This window comes from Micromonospora sp. NPDC048887, assembly GCF_040649715.1.
In the GTDB taxonomy this organism is placed as follows: Bacteria; Actinomycetota; Actinomycetes; order Mycobacteriales; family Micromonosporaceae; genus Micromonospora.
Genome location: NZ_JBEZGA010000002.1, coordinates 502,546 through 528,043, shown reverse-complemented (window position 1 = coordinate 528,043; position 25,498 = coordinate 502,546). Strand labels below are relative to the sequence as shown.

General features: G+C 72.4%; 17 protein-coding genes. 5 read left to right on the top strand and 12 right to left on the bottom strand.

Going from position 1 to position 25,498, the window contains the following annotated elements:
* The first annotated feature begins 491 nt into the window (after positions 1 to 491).
* Together AB0C17_RS05630 and AB0C17_RS05625 are read left to right on the top strand one after the other, a co-directional pair.
* Complete coding sequence (locus AB0C17_RS05630) at positions 492 to 728, top strand: hypothetical protein (protein WP_357469475.1); 237 nt, start codon at positions 492 to 494, stop codon at positions 726 to 728.
* Between the two features lie 26 nt (positions 729 to 754).
* Positions 755 to 994, top strand: a complete 240-nt coding sequence (locus AB0C17_RS05625; protein ID WP_357476816.1) for a hypothetical protein — start codon at positions 755 to 757, stop codon at positions 992 to 994.
* A gap of 11 nt (positions 995 to 1,005) precedes the next feature.
* Here the strand turns inward: AB0C17_RS05625 and AB0C17_RS05620 are convergent, their stop codons facing one another.
* The 5 genes from AB0C17_RS05620 to AB0C17_RS05600 all read right to left on the bottom strand — a co-directional run bounded on the left by AB0C17_RS05620 (position 1,006) and on the right by AB0C17_RS05600 (position 10,601).
* Complete coding sequence (locus tag AB0C17_RS05620) at positions 1,006 to 2,508, bottom strand: class I SAM-dependent DNA methyltransferase (RefSeq protein ID WP_357476799.1); 1,503 nt, start codon at positions 2,506 to 2,508, stop codon at positions 1,006 to 1,008.
* Between the two features lie 52 nt (positions 2,509 to 2,560).
* A complete protein-coding gene (locus AB0C17_RS05615) occupies positions 2,561 to 3,358 on the bottom strand; it encodes a restriction endonuclease subunit S (RefSeq protein ID WP_357476796.1) in 798 nt (265 codons plus the stop codon).
* Positions 3,355 to 6,846 (bottom strand): DEAD/DEAH box helicase family protein, encoded by a 3,492-nt coding sequence (locus AB0C17_RS05610; RefSeq protein WP_357476793.1) that lies wholly within the window; start codon positions 6,844 to 6,846, stop codon positions 3,355 to 3,357. Before AB0C17_RS05610 ends, AB0C17_RS05615 begins: the two co-directional genes overlap by 4 nt.
* A gap of 176 nt (positions 6,847 to 7,022) precedes the next feature.
* A complete protein-coding gene (locus tag AB0C17_RS05605; protein ID WP_357476791.1) occupies positions 7,023 to 9,701 on the bottom strand; it encodes a hypothetical protein in 2,679 nt (892 codons plus the stop codon).
* Positions 9,702 to 9,815: 114 nt separating this feature from the next.
* Complete coding sequence (locus AB0C17_RS05600; protein WP_357476788.1) at positions 9,816 to 10,601, bottom strand: SGNH/GDSL hydrolase family protein; 786 nt, start codon at positions 10,599 to 10,601, stop codon at positions 9,816 to 9,818.
* A 197-nt stretch (positions 10,602 to 10,798) separates the two neighbouring features.
* On the opposite strand from AB0C17_RS05600, the gene AB0C17_RS05595 reads away from it, so the two are divergent.
* Positions 10,799 to 12,334 (top strand): M1 family metallopeptidase, encoded by a 1,536-nt coding sequence (locus AB0C17_RS05595; RefSeq protein ID WP_357476786.1) that lies wholly within the window; start codon positions 10,799 to 10,801, stop codon positions 12,332 to 12,334.
* A gap of 52 nt (positions 12,335 to 12,386) precedes the next feature.
* Here the strand turns inward: AB0C17_RS05595 and AB0C17_RS05590 are convergent, their stop codons facing one another.
* The 3 genes from AB0C17_RS05590 to gltB form a co-directional block, all read right to left on the bottom strand.
* The gene (locus tag AB0C17_RS05590; RefSeq protein ID WP_357380885.1) at positions 12,387 to 12,914 is read right to left on the bottom strand and encodes a hypothetical protein; all 528 of its coding nucleotides are present in this window, start codon (positions 12,912 to 12,914) and stop codon (positions 12,387 to 12,389) included.
* A gap of 163 nt (positions 12,915 to 13,077) precedes the next feature.
* Positions 13,078 to 14,583, bottom strand: a complete 1,506-nt coding sequence (locus AB0C17_RS05585; protein WP_357380883.1) for a glutamate synthase subunit beta — start codon at positions 14,581 to 14,583, stop codon at positions 13,078 to 13,080.
* Complete coding sequence (gltB, locus tag AB0C17_RS05580; protein ID WP_357380881.1) at positions 14,576 to 19,240, bottom strand: glutamate synthase large subunit; 4,665 nt, start codon at positions 19,238 to 19,240, stop codon at positions 14,576 to 14,578. The genes AB0C17_RS05585 and gltB overlap by 8 nt, the downstream gene beginning before the upstream one ends.
* 145 nt (positions 19,241 to 19,385) lie before the next feature.
* Here gltB and AB0C17_RS05575 point away from each other — a divergent pair, with 145 nt between their 5' ends.
* The gene (locus tag AB0C17_RS05575) at positions 19,386 to 20,228 is read left to right on the top strand and encodes a GNAT family N-acetyltransferase (RefSeq protein ID WP_357469499.1); all 843 of its coding nucleotides are present in this window, start codon (positions 19,386 to 19,388) and stop codon (positions 20,226 to 20,228) included.
* Positions 20,229 to 20,256: 28 nt separating this feature from the next.
* On the opposite strand, the gene AB0C17_RS05570 is transcribed toward AB0C17_RS05575, so the two are convergent.
* Positions 20,257 to 21,444: an NAD(P)/FAD-dependent oxidoreductase gene (locus AB0C17_RS05570; RefSeq protein WP_357380877.1), complete on the bottom strand. Its 1,188-nt coding sequence runs from the start codon at positions 21,442 to 21,444 to the stop codon at positions 20,257 to 20,259.
* Positions 21,445 to 21,455: 11 nt separating this feature from the next.
* Positions 21,456 to 22,688 (bottom strand): prolipoprotein diacylglyceryl transferase, encoded by a 1,233-nt coding sequence (lgt, locus tag AB0C17_RS05565; protein ID WP_357469502.1) that lies wholly within the window; start codon positions 22,686 to 22,688, stop codon positions 21,456 to 21,458.
* A 102-nt stretch (positions 22,689 to 22,790) separates the two neighbouring features.
* On the opposite strand from lgt, the gene AB0C17_RS05560 reads away from it, so the two are divergent.
* Positions 22,791 to 23,327: an NUDIX hydrolase gene (locus AB0C17_RS05560; RefSeq protein ID WP_357380873.1), complete on the top strand. Its 537-nt coding sequence runs from the start codon at positions 22,791 to 22,793 to the stop codon at positions 23,325 to 23,327.
* A 109-nt stretch (positions 23,328 to 23,436) separates the two neighbouring features.
* Here the strand turns inward: AB0C17_RS05560 and trpA are convergent, their stop codons facing one another.
* Positions 23,437 to 24,240, bottom strand: a complete 804-nt coding sequence (gene trpA, locus AB0C17_RS05555) for a tryptophan synthase subunit alpha (RefSeq protein ID WP_013287551.1) — start codon at positions 24,238 to 24,240, stop codon at positions 23,437 to 23,439.
* Positions 24,241 to 24,244: 4 nt separating this feature from the next.
* Positions 24,245 to 25,471 carry a tryptophan synthase subunit beta gene (gene trpB, locus AB0C17_RS05550; RefSeq protein ID WP_357380870.1) on the bottom strand — a complete coding sequence of 409 codons (1,227 nt, stop codon included), beginning with the start codon at positions 25,469 to 25,471 and terminating at the stop codon, positions 24,245 to 24,247.
* Positions 25,472 to 25,498 lie beyond the last annotated feature (27 nt).

Below are 25,498 nucleotides of genomic sequence, written 5' to 3'. Positions count from 1 at the left end.
GTCGCAGAACCAGATACCGGAGACCTCTTCAGTTGTCGATCACCGCCACACCGTGACCTCGACGCTGCCAGCCCGACTTACGAAACACGCCTTAGTCGTGACAAGCAGCGTGTTGTCGTCCTTGCTATGTGTGACTAGTTGTGTAAAGCTCGAACTGACCGGCTCCCAGGTCTGCAAACCGGAGTTGGTCCGTTCCCACCGCGCAGAGCGCTCGGCCGACCAATCCCCCGGACGGCCGGGCGTGCGTGCCTGTCATCCGCACGACGGGAGGCCCGATGGGTGAGCGCACCGACGCCACAGCAACCGGTTCACCCTTACCTCGGCGCAGGACGTCGAGGACGCCGACGGTACAGCTGCGGCAAGGACCACCCCTGCCTGGAGGTGGCGTTCGCGCATCTGGTCAAGGCCACCGCGACCAGTCCCGACGAGCCGCCGTTAACGCTCGTCCGATCACTGCGGGAGATCTGTTCCGCCTCGACCGCAGGGCGAGCGTGCAGTTCTGCCACCCGGTCACCGTGCGGGTCATCCGGGAGATCGTCGACCGCTCCACGTTCGACGGTTGGACCTGGATCGAGGCGTACGAGTTGGACGGCAAGGGCGAAGCGGTCGCCAAACGGGAGCTGTTCGTGCAGCCGTCCGGGCTGCGCAGGTTGAACGTCACAGCCGGCGAAGGCCCGAGCATCGGCCGCCGTGCGCGTACGGCAGCACGACCACGGGTGCCGGCGTGAGCACCGGCACCCGTCCGCACGTACCCATGCGTCCGCTCTGGATCTGCAAGCGCTGCGCTCACCCGTGGCCGTGCGCGGAGGCGCGACTCGCCTTGGTGGCCGAGTACGCGGGTGACCGCATCGGACTGTCTGTCTACCTGTGCAGGCAGCTCTATGACGCGGCTCTGGAACTGCACCGCCTCAATCCCGACGAGGCACCGGGCCCGCAGGCCCTGTTCGCCCGGTTCGTCGGGTGGGCCCACGTGCGATCACCGCCGCACGTCTGACGATCGGTCCGCTACACCTCGGCAGTGGCATCCTTCGACCTCGACCCGAGCGCCTCGGCGATGGCGGCGAACTCCGCAAGAGCTGCTTGCAGGTCGTCGACGATCTCCTGGGCGATCACCTCGGGGGGCAGCAGCGAGTCGGCATCCTCCAGCGAGGCGTCCTTGAGCCAGGTGATGTCGAGGTTGACCTTGTCCCGGGCGATCAACTCGTCGTACGAGAACGCGCGGAAGCGCTCGGTCTCTACCCGCTCGGCGCGGTCCTTGCCGGGCAGGTAGCAGTCGACGAAGTCTTGAAGGTGTTCGCGCCGCAGCGGGTTCTGCTTCAGCGTGAAGTGCTGGTTGGTGCGGAAGTCGTACACCCAGAGCTCTTGGGTCCACGGCTGTTCACGGGCACGCTTGCGCTCGAAGAAGAGCACGTTGGCCTTCACACCGCCCGCGTAGAAGATGCCCGTGGGCAGGCGCAGCAGGGTGTGCAGGTCGTACTGCTTGAGCAGCCGGCGGCGGATCGTCTCCCCCGCGCCGCCCTCGAAGAGCACGTTGTCGGGCAGGACGACGGCTGCCCGACCGTCGATCTCCAGCAGCGAGGCAATGTGCTGGACGAAGTTGAGCTGCTTGTTGGCGGTGGTGGCCCAGAAGTCGCCCCGCTCGATCTCGCGTTCTTCGCGGCTGGACCGGCCGTCCTCACCGACGACCCGAATCGAGGAGCTGCGACCGAACGGCGGGTTGGCCAGCACCAGGCTCACCCGCCTGGCAGGTTCCTTGCCGAGTGCGTCCCCGACAGTGATGAGCGACGGCCCGTTCGGCGTGCCGATGCCGTGCAGCAGCATGTTCATGGCGGCCAGGCGGGCCGTGCCGTCGACCAGCTCGGTGCCGGTGATCGCGCCATTGGCGAGCCGCCGCCGCTGGTCGGGGGTCAGTGCGCCGCCGTAGTGCCGCTGAATGTGCTCGTAGGCGGCGAGCAGGAAGCCGCCGGTGCCGCAGGCCGGGTCGGTGATTGTGTCGTCCGGCGTGGGCAACATGCAGTCGACCATCGCGGCGGTCAGTGCGCGGGGCGTGAAGTACTGGCCCGCGCCGGACTTCGCGTCCTCGGCGCCCTTGGCCAGCAACTCCTCGTAGGCGTCGCCCTTGACGTCGACGCCGGTGCCCGACCAGGACTCCTTGCCGATCAGGTCCACGATCAGCCGCTTGAGCTTCGCCGGGTCCTGAATCTTGTTCTGCGCCTTGCGGAAGATGGTGCCGAGGGTGCCGCCCTCCTTGCCCAGCCCGGTCAGGATGTGCCGGTACTGCACCTCCAGCGCGTCGCCCTCGGCATCGAGGAGGGTCTGCCAGCTCAACTCGTCGGGCACGATCTTCTCGGGCCGCATGGGCCGACGTGCCCGCTCGTCGGCCATCTTGAGGAACAGCAGGTAGGTCAACTGCTCCACGTAGTCGATGGTCGAGACGCCGTCGTCGCGCAGCACGTCGCAGTAGTTCCACAGCTTCTGCACCAGCCGGCGCGAATCTGCCGTCGTCACCAGTCCACCTCTCGGTCGATGCCGCGCGATCTAAATCGCTTATTCCCCCGCGTCACAGCGGCAGCGCTCCCTGCTGAAAAGTACCGCTCGACGCATCGCCGGGCGAGGCTGGACCGGTTTTCAAGGAGCTCGCATTACGACTTCTGGCACGAGGAGGCGCGACTGCCCGTTCAGCCCGAATGCGCGCAACAGCAACCGACGCTGGCTCATCATCCGAATCCTGTGACACCAGCTGCCCCTTGAGCGCCTCAGCAAGCAGCGAAGAGCGAAGGCCAGCCGCTTTTCTTTCCACTCCCTGAATTGCCTCTAGAAGCCGATCAACTCTGGAAAGGACCTCCTTAGCCCGCGAAACAATCAAGGCTTGCTCAGGCACCGGTGGCAGCGGAATCGGGACTGCTTTGACCTTCGCCGTACTCAGCGTGTACAGACCACTAGTAGAACCAGCAGCGCTACGAAGATGACGCGCGATCGGCGGCGAGTTCCAGATGAGCTCCAAATACTCATGCGACAGTGCACTTGTCGGGCGCACTCGAATCAGATGATTTTGATGCACACAGTTGGGGATGCTGCCGTCCCAAATGGCAGCTCTCCCGATCTGATCGGGGCTACCATTGCCCTCGACAACCAAAAGGTCGCCCTTATGCAGCTCAAATCGCGCCAACTCACCATCGAACAACTCAACCTCATGAACCTCCACTAGGTTGAGCTTCCCACGGTGCACATTGGCGACTCTGAGGAACGGGAACTTGTTTTTGATGGGCCTGCGCTTCGCCTGCTTCTGAATGCCGCCCTGCACGTCCGCAACGTCTGAAAGCGGGACTTGCACCCAACCCCGCGGCAAGGTAGTCACGCGGACAACTCCTGGTTCAGCTCGGTCAGCAGTGGCTCGGCGCGCTCCCCGAATGCGCCCGCGTACCCGTCGATCCCACCCCGCTCGCTGAACGGCGCGCCCTCCAGGTCGTCCGGGCTGATCTCCACGCTGACCGCTATCACGTCCTTGATCCTTTCCAGCCACCACGCCTGATCGGCAGTGAACGTAGCGCCCGCCTGCTCCTGTCGCAGCAGCCACCCACGGAAGCGCTCCTCGACCAGGCTGCGGTACGGGCGCAGTTCCTGGTCCAGCCCCAACTCATACCTGACGAGGCTGACAAGATCGGTGATCCCCCGGTTGCCGGGTGCCTCGGCCGTACGCCCGAGCAGCACGTACGACTTCCACAGCGACTCCGGCGTCCACGCCTGCGGCGGCCGGGCTATCCGGGCTGCCAGTTCCTTGAGCTGCTCGTACCCCACCCGGCCCCGGCCGTCGTAGAAGACCTGCAACGCGGTGATCTCGTCGCGGTGCTCCTCCAGGTAGTCGTGCCAGCTCTTCACGGTGACCTGGGCGCGTTCCTCGGCCGGCACGCCCTGTGCCGAGATGAGGCGGTCGGTGTTCACCTCGTCGATGGTGATGTCGTGTGCCCGGCGGATCTCCAGGATGCGTTCCCGCAGCGGCGGGTTCGCGGCGAGCGGGCGCAGCGCGCCGGCCAGCAGGTCCCGCACCGCAGCCGGGCCGGCCTGGGTGGCCGGGTTGAGCTGTTCCGGGGCCACCGCGTCGGTGAGGCCGCGCACGATGTCCTTGAGCGGCTGACCGGCGAGGTCGGCCAGTTCGGCGCGTTCGTCGTCGGTGAGCTGGTGGTTGAGCCGGGACAGCCGCGAGGCGAGCGTGGCCACCTCGTCGGCGTCGGCGGTCAGCGTGCCGGCCTTGCGGAGCAGGTCGCGCAGCGAGATCTGCCGTTCGGTGTGGCGTTGCAGCGGGACCGCCTCGTCCAGGTCGGCCTCGGTGACGCCGACCGCGTCGACGATGACGAACCGGTCCTTGACCTCGGCGTCCGGCGTGACGGCCTGGAAGTCGGCGGCATCGATGGTCCGGGCGCCGCGCCCCTTCATCTGCTCGAAGTAGGTGGAGCTGCGCACCGGGCGCAGGAAGAAGACGCACTCCAGGGGCCGGACGTCGGTGCCGGTGGCGATCATGTCCACGGTCACCGCGATCCGCAGCTCCGGGCTGTTGCGGAACGCCTGGATCAGCGTGTCCGGGTTGTCGCCCTCGCGGCGCGAGGCGTACGTGATCTTCTTGACGAAGTCGTTGCCCCGGCCGAACACGAGCCGGACCATCTGCACGATCTCCTCGGCGTGGTTGTCGTCCCGCGCGAAGATCAGTGTTTTGGGCACCGTCGACCGGCCCGGGAAGATCTCCTCGAAGAGCTTGTCCCGGAACGTCTCCAGCACCAGTTTGAGCTGGCCCTTCGAGATCACCGACCGGCCGACCTGGCTGCCGCCGTACGTGAAGTCGTCCTCCAGCTCCTGGTAGCGCTCGGCCCGGGTGCGCCGGTCCCGCAGCGGCACGACGGTGCCGGCCTCGATGTCCGCGCCTTTCTCCGTGATCTCCGTCTTGATCCGGTAGACGTCGAAGTCGACGTTGACCCCGTCGGCGACGGCCTGCTCGTAGGTGTACTCGGAGACCAGGTTCTGCTGGAAGAAGCCGAGCGTCTGCTTGACCGGCGTGGCGGTCAGCCCGACCACGAACGCGTCGAAGTATTCGATGACCGCCCGCCACTTGCCGTAGATCGAGCGGTGGCACTCGTCCACCACGATCAGGTCGAACGTCTCCGGCGGGAGCTGCGGGTTGTAGGTCACCTCGGCCGGCTCGTCCAGGTCGTAGCTGTCGTAGTCGCGGTCGTCCAGGTCCACGTCGGGCAGCTCGACGCCGCGCAGGGCGCCGTAGAGGCGCTGGATGGTGGAGATGACCACGGCGGACGAGTCGAGCATGCCGGTGCCGGAGAGCCGGTCGACGTTGTAGAGGTCGGTGAACTTCCGCCCGTCGTCGGGGGCCTGGTATCCGGCGTACTCCCGCAGCGTCTGTTTGCCGAGGTTGTTGCGGTCGACCAGGAACAGGATCCGGGCGGCGCGCGCGTGCTTGAGCAGCCGGTAGCTGGCGGTCACCGCGGTGAAGGTCTTGCCCGCGCCGGTCGCCATCTGGATCAGCGAGCGCGGGCGGTCCTCGGCGAGTGACCGCTCCAGCCCGGCGACGGCGTCGACCTGCGCGGGTCGCAGGCCGAGCCGGTCCAGCGCCGGCATCCGCCGCAGCCGGGCCCGCAGCGTCGGTGCGGCCGGATCGTCGTCGGCCTCCCGCATCCACCGCGCGAGGGTGGCGGGTTGATGGAAGGCGAAGACCTCCCGGGTACGCGGGAACGGGTCCAGCCGGTTGACGAAGGCGGTCTCCGTGCCGGTGGCGACGTACCCGAACGGCAACGGCTCGTCCCGCCGCCAGGCGCTGAGCTTCTGCGCCGGGGTCAGCCCGCTCAGGTAGCGGTCGAGCTGCGCCTCCACCCCGCGCGGGGCCGTTCCCTCCCGCTTGGCCTCGATCACGCCGACAAGTCGCTGGTCGACGTAGAGCAGGCAGTCGGCGCGGCCGGTAGCCAGCGTCACCTCACGGACTGCGACACCGGTGGCCGCGAACAGGTTGATCCGGCTCTCGTCCTGCACCACCCAGCCGGCGGCACGCAACTGCCTGTCGATCTCAACCCGGGTCTGCACCTCGTTCAGCGGTTCGTGGGAGGCACGGCGCGCACGGGCGATGAACTCCTCCCGCCGGGCGGCCGAGACCCGCGCCGGCTTCCGCTGCTCGGCGGCCCGCTGCGCCTCGTGCGCCGCCGGCTCCAGGCTCGCCACCAGGGCGGCGGCCTCGCCCTGGCGGGCGCTCGCCGCGCGGACCGCCCGTTCCGCCGCCGCCTGCGCGTCGGCCTGGGCCTGCACCAGCGACGGCTTGCCGTCGAGCAGCAGCTTGGTCTGCGCCAGCTCGTTCTTGTAGCGCTCAAGCTCGGCCGCAAGCGCGTCGGCGACGCTCTGGGGCACCTGCTGAGGGGGCGGCGTGGGCGGGACGAAGCCGATCGGCGAGCGGTCGCCGGTCAGCGCGCGGTGGAACCAGACGCCCAGCTCGAAGCAGGTCCGCAGCAGCTCCAGCGCGGCGCGCACCTCACCCAGATGATCGTGTACGGCGCGGTTGCCCTGGTCACGAAGCCGATCGAACGCGCGGTAGATCTCCGGAACGAGCGTGCCGTTGGTCTGGAGCGCCTGCACGCGGTGGAAGAACTTGTCACCGTGTGGCCGTGCGTCGGTGCGGCGCACCAGATCCTTCGCCAGTTCGTCGCCGAACGCACGGAGCTTGAACATCGCCGCCTGCGCGTCGACGTACACGAGCAGTTCGGCGCCCGCGCCATACCAGACCAGGAGTGGATGATCCTTGAGGAATCCGAAGTTGGCGGACTGCTCCGCCAGCCGTCGTACCTGTCGCTGATCCACAGCTCTCCACACGCGTCACCGGGGAATGAACACGTCAGGATAGAAACGATCGATGCTTCACGCAGCACAGTCGAGCGCCGGAATCAGGTATCCGACAGAATCCGCTGAACCCTTCGTTCCCGTGGATCTTGGTACGGGGACGCCCCTTGCGGGGCGTGCGCGTACCAAGATCTGTCCTAGCGTGGTGCGACCCGGCAGCCGGGGTCGGGGCCGGTGTCGGCGACACCGCAGTGGAACACCTCGACCGGGGCGGCGTCCACGTCGGGCACCTTCGCCACGGTGAGCAGCGCCAGCCGCTTCGCGACCGGTTCGCCGGAGTCCGGGGCGTACCGGATGAGGCCGGCGACCCCCGGGTAGCCGCCGGCGGCGTTCTGCCGCAGCACCTCGGCGTGCACCCCGACCGGGTTGACCGAGCGGGGCTCCCAGCGGCGGCCGGTGTCGGCGTGGCGCAGGCGGGCGGCGAGGCTCTCCAGCGCGCGTACCGTCATCATGGTGGCGTCGTAGGCCAGGCTGACCCGCTCGCCGACCGGCGGGCCGGTCCCGGCGCGGCAGCGGGGCGGGTCGAGCAGGCCGTCCGCGCCGATCCAGGTGAGGAAGGTGCCGCGCGCCTCGTCGCGCGCGGCCTGCGCGGTCCGCAGCGACGCGCAGGTGGCGAGCGCGGCCTTCGACACGTACGTGACCGGCAGGTTGCCCGGCGCGCTGGCGCGCAGCCCCGGGTTGGCCATGTAGCGGTTCACCGAGTCGTCGGCGACCAGGTGCCGGGGCGGGTTCGCGCCGCACTCCTTGAGCGCGCGCATGAACCCGTCGAACTCCGACCAGCGGCCGGCGAAGAAGAGCATCCCCGGGTAGCCGCACTCCTGGGTGAGCCGCCGCCCGCTGCGCCACTCGTCGAGCCGGGTGATCCGGTCGCCGAAGCGTTCCCGCAGGCCGTCGACGAGGGTGGCGACGTACAGGTCGTCGGCGAGCGAACTGCCCTCGCCGGTGGTCCAGTAGACGTGCGCCTCCCCCACCCGCAGCACCTGCCGGGCGTACGCCTCGACCATCCGGGCCTGGTCCCGGTTCGGCGCCGACATGGCCAGGTAGAGGCTGGAGTTGGCGTCCATCCGGTCGGCCGACAGCGTGGGGGCGAGCACCGGCAGGCCGACCCGGTTGAGTTCGCGCAGCGCCGCCGCCGTGCTGGTGCGGCTGTCCACCAGCCCGACCACGCCGAGCACTGTGGGGTCGTCGCGGGCCAGCCCCTCCAGCATCCGTACCGCGTCGTCGGCGTGCCGCATCTGCCGCCCGGCGTTCGCCACCACGATGTGCAGCAGCGCCGCGTCGTCCGCCGCCGCCGACTCCTGGAGCAGGGCGTACTGGGCGGTGGCCATGCCCTCCAGCTCCTCCCGCTCGGAGACGTAGGACTCCTCGTCCGCGCGGGTCCGGTTGCCGGTGAGGCTGCCCAGGTAGACAAGCGTCAGGTAGGGGCGGCGGTGCTCGCTGCGCCGCCACACCTCCTCGGCGGCCCGGTTCTGGGCGAAGATGCGCCGCTGCACGGCGCGCAGCCGGTCCTGCCCGGGTTCGCTGTTGAAGACCTGCCCGGCGGTGTCGCTGTAGCCGACGCATTCCCCGCCGACGAGCCGGACGGTGACCCGGTCGGTGGGCCAGGGTCGGCAGTCCGGCGCCCACCGCCCGTGCGCCCACACGCCCAGCCCGGCGACGAGCGCCAGGGCCACCGCGGCGGGCAGGAACCGCCGCGCCCACCAGGGCGGGTCGGGCGCGACCAGGGCCGGCGGGACGCCTCCCACCGGGGCGTCGACGTCCCGGTCGTCCGACTCCAGCAGCATCAGCCAGGCGCCGGAGCGACGCAGCCGGCGGTTCTCCGGCAGCGCCTCGGCCCACTCCTCGTACGCCTCCTCGGCCTCGGCCAGCGGCCGGGCCGCGGCCGGTTCCGGCGGCGGGTCGGCGGCGACCGCGACGACGAGCAGCGGGTCGTTGCGGCCGGTCTCGTTGCGCACCTCGTCGACGAGCCGGACCAGCGTGTGCCCGACGTTGTCCGGCCGCGCGCCGTCGAGCACCAGCACCGGATAGGCGGTGCGGCGCCAGTCCCCGGGCCGCCAGAACCGCCGCCGGTACGCCAGGCGCAGGTCCTCCAGGAACGCGTGCAGCAGCAGCTTCTCCACCTGGGCCGGGTGTTCGCCGTCGCGCCAGCCGGCGGTGAGCCGCTCGGCGAAGCCGAGGAACGTCACCGACTGCCGGGGCGCCAGGTACTGCTGGCGCATGAACCAGCGGTACTGCCGTCCGACGAGCGGCACCCGGCCGGAGACGGCGATCCGGAACACGACGCCGGGTACGGCCCGCCACAGCAGCCAGAGCAGCAGGTGCAGCGCGGCGCCGAGGCCGGAGTCGCCGCCGACCTGGGGGTCGTCACCGGTCCGCCGTCCTCGCCAGTCCCGCAGCCGGCGGACCAGCGCGGCCCGGCCGCTGTCGGCGGCGTCCAGGTCCACGGCGAGCGTCTGGTGCATCAGCCAGTCGGCCAGCGGGTAGTGGCGGAACCGCAGCCGGGGCGCGCCGAACGCCTCCACGGAGAGTTGCCGGTGCAGTTCGCGCAGCACGGTTGCGACGTCGTCGCCGGCCGGGCGGCCGGTCAGGTCCAGCACGGCGTGCGGCACCCGCCGCCCGGCCCGGCGCGCCGCGAAACGCCGTAGCAGGGCCGCGACGGCGCCGTCCCCGGCGGGCCGGACCAGCCAGAGCAGCGGGAGCTGGCGGTCACCGCGGCGTGGACGCCGCAGCAGCCGGGCCAGCAGGGTGAGCAGTTCCGGGCCACCGGCCGGGAGTTGCTCGCGTACCGGCCGCGGCCGGGTCGCCGGTTCACGCATGGTCACCTCCGGGTCACATGCGGTGTCGCACCATTGTCGACGTTCGATGCAACCCGGCACGGCGGGTCCCCGCTCGACGGACGGGTGTCGAGCGGGGCCCTCCTCGCGTGCGGATCAGCCGATGGCGGCGGTCAGCGCGGCCAGGTAGCCGTAGCGGTAGCCGTCGGCGTTCGGGTGGTACGCCTCGATGACGCCGCTGACGTCGCGGATCCACGGCTGGGCGGCGCACACGCCGTGCCCGGCGAAGAACGGCCGCGCGTCGACGAAGGTGCCCCCGGCCGCGGCGGCCCGGCCGGAGATGACGCCGTTGAGCGTGTCGGCGGCCTGGTTGAGGATGGTGCGCTTGTAGCTGCTCATGGCGAGCAGGCCGCAGGAGCCGGTCTCGAACAGCCGCGGGTAGCCGAGCACCACCAGCCGGGCGTTCGGGGCCCGGTTGCGGATCGCGGTGTACGTGGCGTCGAGCCGGGCCGGCAGCGTCGCGGTGGTGAACGCCCTGGACTCGTTGACGGCGCTCTCGCAGCTGGACGTGCTGCCGAAGCGGCAACTGGTCATCACGTCGGCGAAACCGGCGTCGTTGCCGCCGATGGTGATGGTGACCAGCGTGGTGCTGCTGCTGAGCTGGCCGACCTGGTTGTTCAGCACGTCGGCGGTGACCGCTCCGCCGCAGGCCGGGAACTTGAAGCTGGTGACCGAGTGGGCGGCGGCCCAGAGCGGGGCGTACGACTTCTGGCTGCGCAGGCAGGTGGACAGGTCGTACGGGGCGGCGCCGACGCCGGAGGAGTAGGAGTCGCCGAGGGCGACGTAGTTGACGGTGGCCGCGCGGGCGGCGCCGGGCAGGAGCACGGCGCCGAGCACGGCCGCCAGGACGGCGGCGAGCACGGTATGGACGCGACGGGACATGCAGAACCTCCACGGGGCAGGGGGTGGTGGAGCCCGTTGACCGCGCGCGTGGCCGAGGGATCGGTGGTGTTACTGGGCGGTAATGCTATCGAAACATTTGCCGAAATTGAATAGCCGAGATCGGCCGGACGGGAGCGATATGTTCACATCTGTCGATTAGGTTGGCGGTGACGACACCCGACGGAGGGAGTCCCACCGTGCGACGCGCACTCACGGCGGCCATCGCCGCCCTGACCCTCACCGCGGCCGGCACCACAGTGACCGGCGCACCCGGCCAGGCCGCACCCACCGGCTGGGGCCGGCCGCAGACCGCGGTGGCCACCCCGACGCCCGGCGGACCCGGCCTGGGCGACAGCTACTTCCCCGACTACGGCAACGGCGGCTACGACGTCGGCCACTACGACATCCGGCTGCGCTACGAGCCGGCCACCGACCGGCTCAGCGGCACCACGACGATCCTCGCCACCGCCACGAAGGACCTGTCCCGGTTCAACCTGGACTTCGCGCTCGCCGTCGAGTCGGTGCGGGTGAACGGGTGGGTCGCCGGCTTCACCAGGGCCGGCGACCACGAGCTGGTGATCACCCCGGCCCGGCCGCTGACCACCGGCCAGCAGCTCACCGTCGTGGTGACGTACGCCGGGGTGCCGTCGCAGACCACCGTCTACGGCTACACCGGCTGGACCCGTACCGCCGACGGGGCGCTCGCCGTCAACGAGCCCGAGTCGGCCTGGTGGTGGTACCCGAGCAACGACCACCCGAAGGACAAGGCCACCTGGGACATCTCCGTCTCGGTGCCGACCGGCGTCGAGGTGATCAGCAACGGCGTGCAGCCGCGCGACCCGTTGCCCGAGGCCGGCAACCGCACCCGGTGGAGCTGGCGCAGCGTCAAGCCCGGCGCCACGTACCAGGCGTTCCTGGCCATCGGCCAGTACGACATCGTCACCGACACCGCGCCGAACGGGCAGCCGGTGGTGAACGCGTACAGCACCACGCTCGGCGAGCGCCTGCCGGCCGCCCGGGCCAGCATCGAGCGCACCGCCGAGATCGTCGACTGGGAGAGCGGGCTGTTCGGCCCGTACCCGTTCGAGGCGCAGGGCGGCGTGGCCGGGCCGGTCGACGGCATCGGCTTCGCGCTGGAGACGCAGACCCGCCCGGTGTACGGCCCCGGCTTCTGGCGACGCGGCGCCAACCCGTACGTGGTGGTGCACGAGAACGCCCACCAGTGGTTCGGCGACTCGGTGTCGGTGGCGGACTGGCGGCACATCTGGCTCAACGAGGGCTTCGCCTCGTATGCCGAGTGGCTCTGGTCCGAGGAGCAGGGCGAGGGCACCGCGCAGGAGCTGTTCGACTTCACCTACGACAGCTACCCGGCCGATTCCGAGTTCTGGCAGGTGCGCCCCGGCGACCCGGGCCCGAGCGGGATCTTCGACGACGCGGTATACGACCGGGGCGCGATGGCACTGCACCAGATCCGGCTCACCGTGGGCGACGCCGCGTTCTTCCGCATCCTGCGTACCTGGACCGCCAAGCGGCAGTACGGCAACGGCACCGTCGCGCAGTTCCAGGCGCTCGCCGAGCGGATCTCCGGGCGGGATCTCGACGCGGTGTTCACCACCTGGCTGTTCACGCCGGGTCGGCCCACCGTGGCCACCGCCGCGCGGACGAGCGCCGCGCCGGCGCAGCCGGCCTCGTGGGCGAAGATCCGCGCGGCGCACGACCTGCTCGGCCGCTGACCGGGCGCCGGCCGGGCCGCTCTGCCATCGCGGGAGCGACCCGGCCGGCCGGTCAACGGGCGGTCGGTAGCGGTGCAGCGGCCGACGCCGTCCAGGGCTGCGCCGCCTCGACCGCGCGGATGTGTCGGTAGGCGAACCAGAGCGGCGGGAACGCGCCGACCGCGAACGAGAGGTCGACAAGCGTCCAGAACCAGGGGATGTCCCGGATCGGGCCGCAGATCACCGCCAGAGGCACGATGCCGGCGCAGGCGATCATGCCGACCTGGACCACCCACACGTTGCGGACCGGGTCACGCAGCGGCCCCCAGAACGCCACCGCGAGCACCAGGTGCGCGAAGGCCAGCCAGTCGGTGCCGTACCGCAGGAACGGGTAGTCGTCACCGGCCGCCACCAGTCCGACGTGGACCCGCTCGATCCAGTCGACAAGCGCCGGGAACTGCCCGGCGAGCGGATCGGTCGCCGCCAGCAGCCAGCGCACCTCGACCTCCAGCGGGAACGCGGTCACCCCGCTGAGGAAGAGCCCCGCCACCACCAGCCAGAGCCAGCGGCGGATGCGCCGCAGGCGTACCTCGACGTCCATGGCCGCAGCCTAACGACGGTCGTCGTGCCGTCGGGACCCCGTTCGGCATGACCTGGGCCACCCTCCCGGACGGCCGCGCGGGCGACGCGCCGCGCGGCGGTGGCGGCGGGTGTTAAGAAGGGCCCCCTCCTCTACCTGAGGCGTTAAAAGGGGGCCCTTCCTTTCACCTGGCGGCGAGCGGCTGGCGGGCCGGGTCGACCGGGGCGGGCAAGTCGCCCACCCCACCCAGGTAGGAGTGGATCGCCGCCGCGGCGGCGCGTCCCTCGGCGATCGCCCAGACGATCAGCGACGCGCCCCGGTGCATGTCACCGGCGACGAAGACACCGTCGGCGGCCTGCCAGTCGGGGCCGGAGTCGATCGCGCCCCGGCCGTTGCGGGTCACCCCGAACTGGGCCAGCAGCGGCTGCTCCTCGGTGCCCTCGAAGCCGATGGCGAGCAGCACCAGGTCGGCCGGGATCTCCCGCTCGGAGCCGGGCAGCGGCGTGACGATGCGCCGGCCGTCCACCTTCTCCACTGTCACCTCGGCGATCCGGACCGCGCGGACCTGGCCGGTGCCGTCGTCCACGAACTCCTGCACGGCGACCGCGAAGACGCGCTCGCCGCCCTCCTCGTGCGCCGGGTAGTTGCGCAGCAGCCACGGCCAGGTCGGCCACGGGTCGCGCTCCGCGTCGCGCTCCGTGGGCGGCTGCGGGTAGAGGTCGAGCTGGTGTACGCCGGCCGCGCCCTGCCGGTGCGCCACGCCGAGGCAGTCCGCGGCGGTGTCGCCACCACCGATGATCACCACGTGCTTGCCGGCGGCGTCGATCGGCGTACCGTCGGGCAGCGTGGCGAGCGCGGGCCGCCCGTCCCCGGCAGCGGCCACCACCCGGTTCGCGGCGACCAGGTGCGACATCGCCTGGTGCACGCCGCGCAGGGCCCGGCCCGCCGTCTCCGGGGTGTCCCGGCCCTGCAACGCGCCGCAGGCGAGCAGCACCGCGTCGTGCTCGGCGCGCATCTGCTCGGCGGTCACGTCGACGCCGACCTCGACGCCGGTCCGGAACCGCACACCCTCGGCGGTGAGCTGGGCCAGCCGCCTGTCGATGTGCTGCTTCTCCAGCTTGAAGTCGGGGATGCCGTAGCGGAGCAGGCCGCCGATCGCGTCGTCGCGCTCGTACACGGTGACCGTGTGACCGGCGCGGGCCAGCTGCTGCGCGGCGGCCAGCCCGGCCGGGCCGGAGCCGACGACCGCCACCGACCGGCCGGTCGGGGCGGAGGCGGGCCGGGGCCGCAGGCCGTCGCGGGCCACCGCCGCGTCGGCGATCTCCACCTCGACCTGCTTGATGGTGACCGGCTGCTGGCCACCCAGGCCGAGCACGCACGCCGCCTCGCACGGCGCCGGGCAGAGCCGCCCGGTGAACTCGGGGAAGTTGTTAGTGGCGTGCAGCGACTCCACAGCGGCGTCCCAGTTGCCGGTACGGACCAGGTCGTTCCAGTCCGGGATGCGGTTGCCCAGCGGGCAGCCGTCGTGGCAGAACGGGATGCCGCAGTCCATGCACCGGGTGGCCTGCTCGCGGATCAGCTCCTCACCGGCCGGCGGGTAGACCTCCCGCCAGTCGGAGATGCGCACCGGCACCGGACGGCGGGCCGGCAGCCGCCGGTCGTAGCGCAGGAAACCGTTCGGGTCAGGCACGAGCCACCTCCTGGGCGACCGCCCGGGGCGCGGGCGGTACCGGCGCGGCCGACGGCACGCTGAGCGCGCTCATCACCGCGTCGTCGACGTCTCGGCCGGCGGCTTCGGCGGCCCGCATGATCTCCATGACCCGGCGGTAGTCCCGGGGCACCACGGCGGTGAACTCCTCCACCGCCTGCGGCCAGCGCTTGAGCAGGTCCTCGGCGACCGCCGAGTCCGTCTCGGCGAAGTGCCGCTGCACCAGCTCGTGCAGCCGGTCGCGCTCCTCGTCGCGCAGCGGCGACAGGTCGACCAGCTCCGCGTTCACCAGCCGCTCGTCGAGCCGGTGCACGAACGCGGTGCCGCCGGACATGCCGGCGGCGAAGTTGCGCCCGGTCGGCCCGAGCACCACGACGGTGCCGCCGGTCATGTACTCGCAGCCGTGGTCGCCGAGGCCCTCGACCACCGCCACCGCGCCGGAGTTGCGCACCGCGAACCGCTCCCCCACCCGGCCGCGCAGGAACACCTCGCCGCCGGTGGCGCCGTACAGGATGGTGTTGCCGGCGATGATCTGGTCCTCGGCGCGGCGGCCCGGCGTGGCGTCCACGCCGACGAACGGCGCGGCGGCGTCCGGGCGCACCACGATCCGCCCGCCGGACAGGCCCTTGCCGACGTAGTCGTTGGCGTCGCCGTACAGGCGCAGCGTGACCCCGCGCGGCAGGAACGCGCCGAACGACTGGCCGGCGGTGCCGCGCAGCCGGAACTCGACTGTGTCGTCGGGCAGGCCGGCGCCGCCGAAGCGGCGGGTCACCTCGCCGCCGAGCATCGCGCCGACGCTGCGGTGCTCGTTGCGGACCTCGACCTCGACCCGGACCGGGGTACGGTCGCGCAGCGCCGGCCCGGCCAGCTCGATGAGCCGGTTGTCCAGCGCCGCGTCGAGGCCGTGGTCCTGCGCGCGTACGCCCCGGCGGGACGCCCCCTCGGGCAGCTCCGGCAGGTGCAGCACGCGGCTCAGATCGAGCCCGTGGCCCTTCCAGTGGTCGATCGCGCCGGCCACGTCGAGCAGCTCGGTGTGGCCGATCGCCTCGTCGATGCTGCGGAAGCCCAGCTCGGCCAGGTAGCCGCGGACCTCCTCGGCGAGGAACAGGAAGAAGTTCTCCACGAACTCCGGCTTGCCGGTGAAGCGCTCGCGCAGCACCGGGTTCTGGGTGGCGATGCCGACCGGACAGGTGTCCAGGTGGCACACGCGCATCATCACGCAGCCCTCGACGATCAGCGGCGCGGTGGCGAAGCCGAACTCCTCGGCGCCGAGCAGCGCCGCGATCAGCACGTCCCGGCCGGTCTTGAGCTGACCGTCGACCTGCACCGTCACCCGGTCACGCAGCTTGTTCAGCAGCAGCGTCTGCTGCGCCTCGGCCAGGCCCAGCTCCCACGGGGTGCCGGCGTGCTTGAGCGAGTTGAGCGGGGACGCGCCGGTGCCGCCGTCGTGTCCGGAGATCAGGATGACGTCGGCCTTGAGCTTGGCCACGCCCGCCGCGACGGTGCCCACGCCCACCTCGCTGACCAGCTTGACGTGCACCCGGGCGGCCGGGTTGACGCACTTCAGGTCGTGGACGAGCTGGGCCAGGTCCTCGATCGAGTAGATGTCGTGGTGCGGCGGCGGGGAGATCAGGCCCACGCCGGGGGTGGCGTGCCGGGTCCGGGCGATCCACGGCCAGACCTTGTTGCCGGGCAGCTGCCCGCCCTCGCCGGGCTTCGCGCCCTGCGCCATCTTGATCTGGAGGTCGTCGGCGTTGACGAGGTATTCGCTCGTCACGCCGAACCGGCCGCTGGCGATCTGCTTGACCGCCGAGCGCCGCGCCGGGTCGTGCAGCCGCTCGACGTCCTCGCCGCCCTCACCGGTGTTGGACTTGCCGCCGAGCCGGTTCATCGCGATGGCGAGCGTCTCGTGCGCCTCCGCCGAGATCGACCCGTACGACATGGCGCCGGTGGCGAAGCGCTTGACGATCTCGGTGGCCGGCTCGACCTCGTCCAGCGGCACCGCCGGGCGGACGCCGGTGCGCAGCGTGAACAGCCCGCGCAGCGAGCCCGCCCGCGCGGCCAGCTCGTCGACCTTGGCGGTGTACTGCCGGAACACGTCGTACTGGCGGCTGCGGGTGGCGTGCTGGAGCAGGAAGACCGTCTCCGGGTTGAACAGGTGCAGCTCACCCTCGCGGCGCCACTGGTACTCGCCGCCGACCTCCAGCCGGTCGGTGGCCTGCGCGCCCGGCGCCGGCCAGGCCCGCGCGTGCCGGGCCGCGACCTCGGCGTGGATCTCGGCCAGGCCGATGCCGCCGATGGTGCTCGGCGTGCCCCGGAAGTATCTGTCGACCAGGCGGGTGTCCAGGCCGACGGCCTCGAAGACCTGCGCGCCGCAGTAGGACGACACGGTCGAGATGCCCATCTTGGACATGATCTTCAGGACGCCCTTGCCGAGCGCCTTGACGTAGTTGCGGACGGCCTTCACCCGATCGACGCCGGCCAGGACGCCGGTGGAGATCATGTCCTCGACCGACTCGAAGGCCAGGTACGGGTTGACCGCCGCCGCGCCGTACCCGATCAGCACCGCCGCGTGGTGCACCTCGCGGCAGTCGCCGGACTCGACGATCAGCGCCACCTGGGTGCGGGTCTGCTCGCGGACCAGGTGCTGGTGCACCGCGGCGGTGAGCAGCAGCGACGGGATCGGCGCCAGGTCGGCGTTGGAGTCCCGGTCGGAGAGCACCAGGATGCGCACGCCGTCCTCGATCGCCTCGGAGACGTGCCGGCAGATCTCGGTCAGCCGGGCCTTGATGCCGGCGCCGCCGTCACGGATCCGGTACAGGCCGGACACCCGGACCGCCTTGAAGCCGGGCAGGTCGCCGTCCTCGTCGATGGACAGGATCTTGGCCAGCTCGTCGTTGTCGATCACCGGGTACGGCAGCACGATCTGCCGGCAGCTCGCCGGCCCCGGGTCGAGCAGGTTTCCCTCCGGCCCGATCGTGGACGCCAGGCTGGTCACCAGCTCCTCCCGGATGGCGTCCAGCGGCGGGTTGGTGACCTGGGCGAAGAGCTGGTGGAAGTAGTCGTAGAGCAGCCGCGGCCGGGTCGACAGCGGGGCGATCGGCGTGTCGGTGCCCATCGAGCCGATCGGCTCCGCGCCGCTGCGGGCCATCGGGCCGAGCAGGATCTTCAGCTCCTCCTCGGTGTAGCCGAACGTCTGCTGGCGGCGGCGTACCGAGTCGTGGGTGTAGACGGTGTGCTCGCGCGGCGGAAGGTCGTCCAGCTCGATCAGGCCGGCGTGCAGCCACTCCTGGTACGGCTGCTCGGCGGCCAGCTCGGTCTTGATCTCGTCGTCGGAGACGATCCGGCCGTTGACGGTGTCGACCAGGAACATCTTGCCCGGCTGGAGCCGGCCCTTCGCGACCACGCTGGCCGGGTCCAGGTCGAGCACACCCGCCTCGCTGCCCAGCACCACCAGGCCGTCGGCGGTGTGCCACCAGCGGCCCGGGCGCAGGCCGTTGCGGTCCAGCACCGCGCCGACGATCTCGCCGTCGGTGAACGCGACGGACGCCGGGCCGTCCCACGGCTCCATCAGGCTGGCGTGGAAGCGGTAGAACGCGCGCTTGTCGGCGCGCATGTCCGGGTCGTTCTCCCACGCCTCGGGGATCATCATGAGCACCGCGTGCGGCAGGCTCCGTCCGGCCAGGTGCAGCAGTTCCAGCACCTCGTCGAAGTTGGCCGAGTCGGACGCCGCCGGGGTGCACACCGGGAAGACCCGGCGGATGTTGCCCGGGATGCTCGGGCTGCGCAGCAGCGCCTCGCGGGCCTGCATCCAGTTCCGGTTGCCCCGGATCGTGTTGATCTCGCCGTTGTGCGCGATGAACCGGTACGGGTGCGCCAGCGGCCAGGACGGGAACGTGTTCGTGGAGAAGCGCGAGTGCACCAGCGCGATGGCGCTGACCACCCGCTCGTCGGTCAGCTCCGGGTAGAACGCCGGGAGCTGGTCCGGGGTGAGCATGCCCTTCCACACCATGGTGCGGCCGGACAGCGACGGGAAGTAGGCCGGCACGCCCCGCTCGGCGGTCTCCCGCTCGACCTGCTTGCGCAGGCAGAACGCCACCCGGTCCAGGTCGAGCCCGGTCAGCGGGGAGCCGGCCGGGCCGGCCGGCGAATCGGTCAGCCGGCGCGCGGCCACGAACAGCTGCCGGACCCGGGGCATCGCCGCGAGCGCGGTCTCCCCCAGGCCGGACGCGTCGGTCGGCACCTCCCGCCAGCCGAGCACGTCGGCGCCCTCGACCAGCGCGTACTTGTCGACCACCCGGCGGGCGCGGGCCTCGGCCGCGTCGTCGTCGGGCAGGAACACCAGACCGGTGGCGTACTGGCCGGCCGGGGGCAGCGGGAAGTCGACGGTGGCGCGCAGGAACGCGTCCGGCACCTGGATCATGATGCCGGCGCCGTCGCCGGTGTTGTGCTCCGCGCCCCGGGCGCCCCGGTGGTCCAGCCGGCACAGCGCCCCGAGGCCGTTCGCGACGACCTGGTGCGAGCGCCGCCCGTGCAGGTCGGCCACGAAGGCCACGCCACAGGCGTCGTGCTCGTACGCGGGGTCGTAGAGCCCGGTCTGCGGGGCCGACTGCGGGCTGTGAGGGTACGGAAAGGCCACCGGGCCTCCTGTCGTCACTCAGGATGGATCATGACGGGGACGACGTCGGCCCTCTGCGGTTTATTGAGTCTACGTTAGGGCTTCCGGCGCAAGGCCAGTTCAGATTGATCACACTTCCAGATGCTGGGACGTGTAGTCTCGCGCGGTGGATCTCGCACGCGCTGACGTACTCGCCCGGTTGGAGCGGTTCTACGACGCGGTGCCCCGCGACGGGGCGCGAACCGAGGAACACGGTGCCCTGGTGCTGTTCGTCCGGGACGGCGCCGGATGGCCGTTCTACGCCCGCCCCCGCCCCGACGCCACCGAGCCGCCGACGCTCGCCGACGTGACAGCCGTCCGCGCCCGGCAGCGGGAGCTGGGCCTGCCGGAGGCGTTCGAATGGGTGCACGAGCACCAGCCGGACCTGCTGGCGGTGGCCCGCTCGGCCGGGCTCGGCGTGCTGGAGGCGCCGCTGATGCTGCTGGAGCCGGAGCGGCTGCCCGAGCCGGGGACGTTCGGTGACGTACCGGTGCGGGTGCTGGACCCCGGCGACCCCGGCTTCGCGACCGACATCGCGCTGCGGCGGGCGGTCGCCGCGGTCGGCTTCGCCAACGGCGGCACCGCGCGCGGCGACGCCGGACCGGCCGAGCGGGACGCCGCCCTCGCCCAACTGGACATGGCGGCGCTGGAGGAGGAGGCGACCCGGGTCGCCGACGGACGGCGCGTCTCGGTGCTCGCCGAGCTGCCCGAGGAGGGCGCGGTCGCCAGCGGGATGGCCATGCGGGTGGACGACGTGGCGGAGATCGCCGGCGTGGCCACGCTGCCGTCCGCCCGCCAGCGCGGGCTGGGCGCGGCGGTGACCGCCACCCTGGCGCGGGAACTGCTCGCCGCCGGCACCGGCCTGATCTTCCTGAGCGCCGGCAGCGAGGACATCGCCCGCGTGTATCTGCGGGTCGGGTTCCGCCGGGTGGGCACCGCCTGCGTCGCCGAGCCCGCCGCCGTCATCTGAGCACCGACCCGACGCCGCACGCGGACGGTCAGGACGGCGGCTGCCAGGCGGCGGCGGCTGCGGCGGCGGTGTTGCGCAGTCGCGGGCTGATCGTCCCCAGGGCGGCGTCCCGCGCCCGCAACGCCAGCCGGCCCCGGGCCTGCAGGACCGCCGACATCCGCCGGGTCTGCCGGACCATGGTGGCCGCGCGGGGACGGCGCAACCTGTCGTACGCGGCCACCGCGTCCGGCAGCCGCGACTCCCGCAGCAGCCCGGCCAGCGTCGCCGCGTCCTCGAACGCCAGGCAGGCGCCCTGCCCGAGGTGCGGCGGCATGGCGTGCGCCGCGTCGCCGAGCAGCACCACGCCGCCCGGGCCGGCCGGGAAGCCGTACGCCTTCGGCAGCGGGCGCAGCTCGCGGATCTCCTGCTGGACCACGTCCTCCGGGTCGGTCGCCTCCAGCAGCGTGCCGATCGGCGCGGGCCAGCCCGCGAACCAGCGTTTGAGCAGCGCGAGCTGGATCTCCGGCGGCTCCGGGCGGGGCGCGCCGGCTGCGGTGGCGACCCAGTAGACGCCACCCCGGCGGGAGGCGCCGGCGGTGCCCCGCTCGCCGAGCGAGGCGGCCAGGAAGCGGTATCCGGCGCCGAGCGTCTCGCCGTGCACCGGCTGGTCATCGGGTAGCTGGGGGGCCCGGTACCAGGGGATGACCGCCCGCCACGCGGCGCACCCCGAGCTGACCACTGCGGTCTCCGGGGCGAGGTGCCGGCGGATCTCGCTGTCCGTGCCGTCGGCGGCCACCACCAGGTCCGCCTCGTAGGTGTGCCGGCCGTCGCCCACCGCCGGACGCTCACCGGAGGCCGCGCGCACCGTCCGCACCGCCACGCCGGTACGCAGCTCGACCCGCTCGCCCAGGCCGGCGATGAGCGCGTCGTGCAGATCCTCCCGGTGCACCACCACCGGCATCCGCTCGGCCGGTGTGGACCGGGGCTGCACCAGCCAGTGGCCGTCCGGGCGGCGCACGCCGCCGTCGGGCAGCGGGGTGGCGATCGCGTCCAGCCCGTCGCCCAGCCCGAGGGCGCGCAACGCGCGTACCCCGTTGGGCCAGAGCACCACGGCGGTCGGCTCCGGGCGGACCCGGTCGGCGCGTTCCAGCAGCGTGACCTGCCAGCCCGACCGGGCCAGCACACCGGCCGCCGCCATTCCGCCGAGGCCGGCGCCGACCACCACCGCGCTGCGCATGACTCCCCCGCTCAGCTGTCCCGGTCCGCCGGGCGCCCGCCGCCGTCGGCCCGGCCGGCGTTCGTGCGCCCGGCGTCCGCCCGTTCCGGGCTTTCGTCGGCCTCGTCCGCACTCCCGGTGGTGGCGGCGTCGGTAGTCGCGCGTCCGGCGTCGCCAGTGGCGTCGTCGTCGGCCTTCGTGACGTCGTCGGAGGCGTCCGGGCGTTCGTCGTCGGCGGCCGGCTCCGCCGGTGGCAGCACGCCGGTCTCCCGGTACGCGTCGAACTGTTCCTCGGTCACCACCCGGTAGCCCTCCGGCGCGACCGGCTGCGCGCCGGCCTCCCGGGCGGAGAGGTCGACCTGGGACACGTCGCCGGCCGGGGCGGCCACGGGAGCGGGCTCGCCCACCGGCACCAGGTATTCGCGGGGCCCGCGGACCCGGATGAAGTAGGCGAGCGCGCCGAGGAAGACCAGCACGGCGGTCCAGACGTTGAGCCGTACGCCGAGGATCAGGTTCGCCTCGTCGGTGCGCATCAGCTCGATCCAGAACCGGCCCGCCGTGTAGCCCATCACGTACAGCGCGAACGCCCGGCCGCGACCGAGCCGCAGGCGCCGGTCGAGGAACAGCACCAGCGCGGCGACGCCGACGTTCCACAGCGCCTCGTAGAGGAACGTCGGGTGGTAGAGCCCGGGCTGGAGCACCGGGTTGCCGGCGTCGTCACGCAGCGCGTGACCCGGATTGTCCGGGTCCATCACGTGCACTTCCAGGCCCCACGGCAGCGTGGTCCGCCCGCCGTACAGCTCGTTGTTGAACCAGTTGCCCAGGCGGCCCACCGCCTGCGCCAGCGGCAGCCCCGGCGCCAGCGCGTCGGCGATCACCGTCAGCGGGATGCCGAGCTGCCGGGCGGCGAGCCACGCGCCGACCGCGCCACCGGCCACCGCACCCCAGATGCCGAGCCCGCCCTCCCAGATGTAGAGCGCCTTGATCGGCTCACCGCCGGCGCCGAAGTATTTCTCCGGCGAGGTGATCACGTGGTAGATCCGCGCGCCGATGATGCCCGCCGGCACGGCCCAGACGGCGATGTCGAGCACCGCGCCCGGCGCCACACCGCGGCGGCGCAGCCGGTACTCGGTGACCACGCAGGCCACCACGATGCCGAGGATGATGCAGAGCGCGTACGCCCGGATCGGAACCGGACCGAGCTGCCAGACGGCGGTGCTGGGGCTGGGCATGGCCGCCAGTGGGGTCATCGGGGCGAGGGTCACGGGTGCACACGGTACCGGTGCGGACTGTGTGCGCGGCACCCCGGGCCGCCTGCCGCGCGGGTCGGATGACATCTGGTTTGCACGGTCGTAGGCTCTTTGTCCATGACCCCGCTCACCTGGGCGGTCGCCGCTGTCGTCACCGACGGCTCCGGCCGGCTGCTGCTCTGCCGCCGGTCCGAGGGAGCCCGGCGCTGGGGCCTGCCGGGCGGGCGGCTGCGTCACGACGAGAGTCCGGCGGACGCCGTCGTCCGGGCGGTCCGCGCCGAGACCGGCTGGGCGGTGGCGCCGGCCGACCTGGTCGGCCTCTACCGGGTCACCGATCCGCAGGCGCCTCCGCCGCCGGCCGGGCGGTGCGGCGGGCGACCGGACGTGCTGGTGCACGTGTTCCGCGCCGCGCCGGCCGGCGTCGGGCCCACGGGCGATCCGGTGGCCGGATGCCTGGTGGAGTGGTGGTCCGCGGAGGGGATGCCCGGCGCGCTGACCCCCACCACGCGCGCGGCGGTCGCGGACGCGCTGGCCGGCCGCTCCGGCGTGCTCCGCCACACCACGGCCGCCGACCCGCTCACGCCACCCGGCGACGGGCAGCCCGCCCCGCCCGGCCAGCGCGCGTCCGAGCAGGCCGACAGCAGCAGCCGCTGACCGTCCTTCCCGCTCGACGCGGGACTCTCTCAAGATCTTGGTAGGTTTCGGCCCCGGCGCGGTGGGCGGTGTCCCGGTCTCGCCGGGAGCGGGTGGAGCGGACCGGCCGTCAGCGAGCGGGGTTGCGGACGCCCTCGGCCAGCTCGGCGCTGAGCTTGCGCAGGGCGGTCAGGCCGGCGGCCTGGTCCGGGGCGTCCAGCACGCAGCGGACCAGCGCGCTGCCCACGATCACCGCGTCGGCGTACCCGGCGACGGTGGCGGCCTGCGCGCCCGTGCCCACGCCCAGCCCGACACCGACCGGGATGTCGGTGACCTCGCGCAGCCGGGAGACCAGGATCGGGGCCGCCTCGGAGGTCTGCGCCCGGGCGCCGGTGACACCCATGATCGCGGTGGCGTAGACGAAGCCGCGGCAGTGCTCGACAGTCATCCGCAGCCGCGCGTCGGTCGAGGACGGCGAGACCAGGAACGTGCGGTCCAGGCCGTGCGCGTCGGAGGCGGCCAGCCACTCGGCGGCCTCGTCCGGGATCAGGTCCGGCGTGATCAGGCCGGTGCCTCCGGCGGCGGCCATGTCGCGGGCGAACGCGTCCACGCCGTACTGCTCGATCGGGTTCCAGTAGGTCATGGTGACCACGCTCGCCCCGGTCGCGGCGACCGCCTCGACGACGCGCAGCGCGTCCGCGACGCGGACCCCGCCGGCGAGCGCGATGTCGCTGGCCTTCTGGATGACCGGGCCGTCCATCACCGGGTCGGAGTACGGGATCTCCACCTCGATGACGTCCACGCCCGCCTCGACCATCGCCTTCATGGCGGCGATGCTGCCCTCGACGGTCGGGAAGCCGGCCGGCATGCAGCCGACCAGGACGGCCCGTCCGTCCGCCCGCGCCTTGTCGAAGGCGACCCCGATGCGGCTCACGCTGTCACTCCTTGTCGAGGATGCCGAAGTACGCGCCGGCGGTGTGCACGTCCTTGTCACCCCGGCCGGACAGGTTCACCACGATCAACGGTTCCCGGCCCAGTTCCTCGGCGAGCCGGGGGGCGATGGCGCGGGCGCCGGCGAGCGCGTGCGCGCTCTCGATCGCCGGGATCACGCCCTCGGTGCGGCAGAGCAGCTCGAACGCGGCCATCGCGTCGGCGTCGTCGACCGGCAGGTAGGTGGCCCGGCCGGCGTCGTGCAGCCAGGCGTGCTCCGGCCCGACGCCCGGGTAGTCCAGACCGGCCGAGATCGAGTGCGACTCGATGGTCTGCCCGTCGGCGTCCTGGAGGACGTACGTGCGGGTGCCGTGCAGCACGCCGGACGACCCGCCGGTGATGCTGGCCGCGTGCCGGCCGGTGTCGACGCCCTCGCCACCGGCCTCGAAGCCGTAGAGACGGACCCCGGCGTCCGGCACGAACGCGTGGAAGATGCCCAGCGCGTTGGAGCCGCCGCCGACGCAGGCCGCTACCGCGTCCGGCAGCGTGCCGGTCAGGTCCAGGCACTGCTGGCGGGCCTCCACGCCGATGCCGCGCACGAAGTCGCGGACCATCTCCGGGAACGGGTGCGGCCCGGCGGCGGTGCCGATCAGGTAGTGGGTGTCCTCGACGTTGGCGACCCAGTCCCGCATCGCCTCGTTCATCGCGTCCTTGAGCGTGCGCGAGCCGGTGGTCACCGGGACGACAGTGGCGCCGAGCATCCGCATCCGCGCCACGTTCAGCGCCTGCCGCTCGGTGTCCACCTGGCCCATGTAGACGACGCACTCCAGGTCGAACAGCGCGGCGGCGGTGGCGGTGGCCACGCCGTGCTGCCCGGCGCCGGTCTCCGCGATCACCCGCCGCTTGCCCATCCGCCTGGTGAGCAGCGCCTGGCCCAGCACGTTGCGGACCTTGTGCGCACCGGTGTGGTTGAGGTCCTCCCGCTTGAGCAGCACCCGCGCGCCGATCTGCGCGGAGAACCGCCGGGCCTCGTAGAGCAGCGAGGGCGTGCCGGCGTAGTCGCGCAGCAGCGCGTCGAACTCGGCGAGGAACTCCTCGTCGCCCATCGCCTTGCGGTACGCCGCGTCCAGCTCGTCGAGCGCGGCGACGAGCGCCTCGGGGACGAACCGGCCGCCGAACCGGCCGAAGTGACCGGCGGCGTCGGGGACCTGGCCGGCTGCGGGTGCGGCGCTCATCGCGGGCGTCCTCTCGGATCGGGTGGC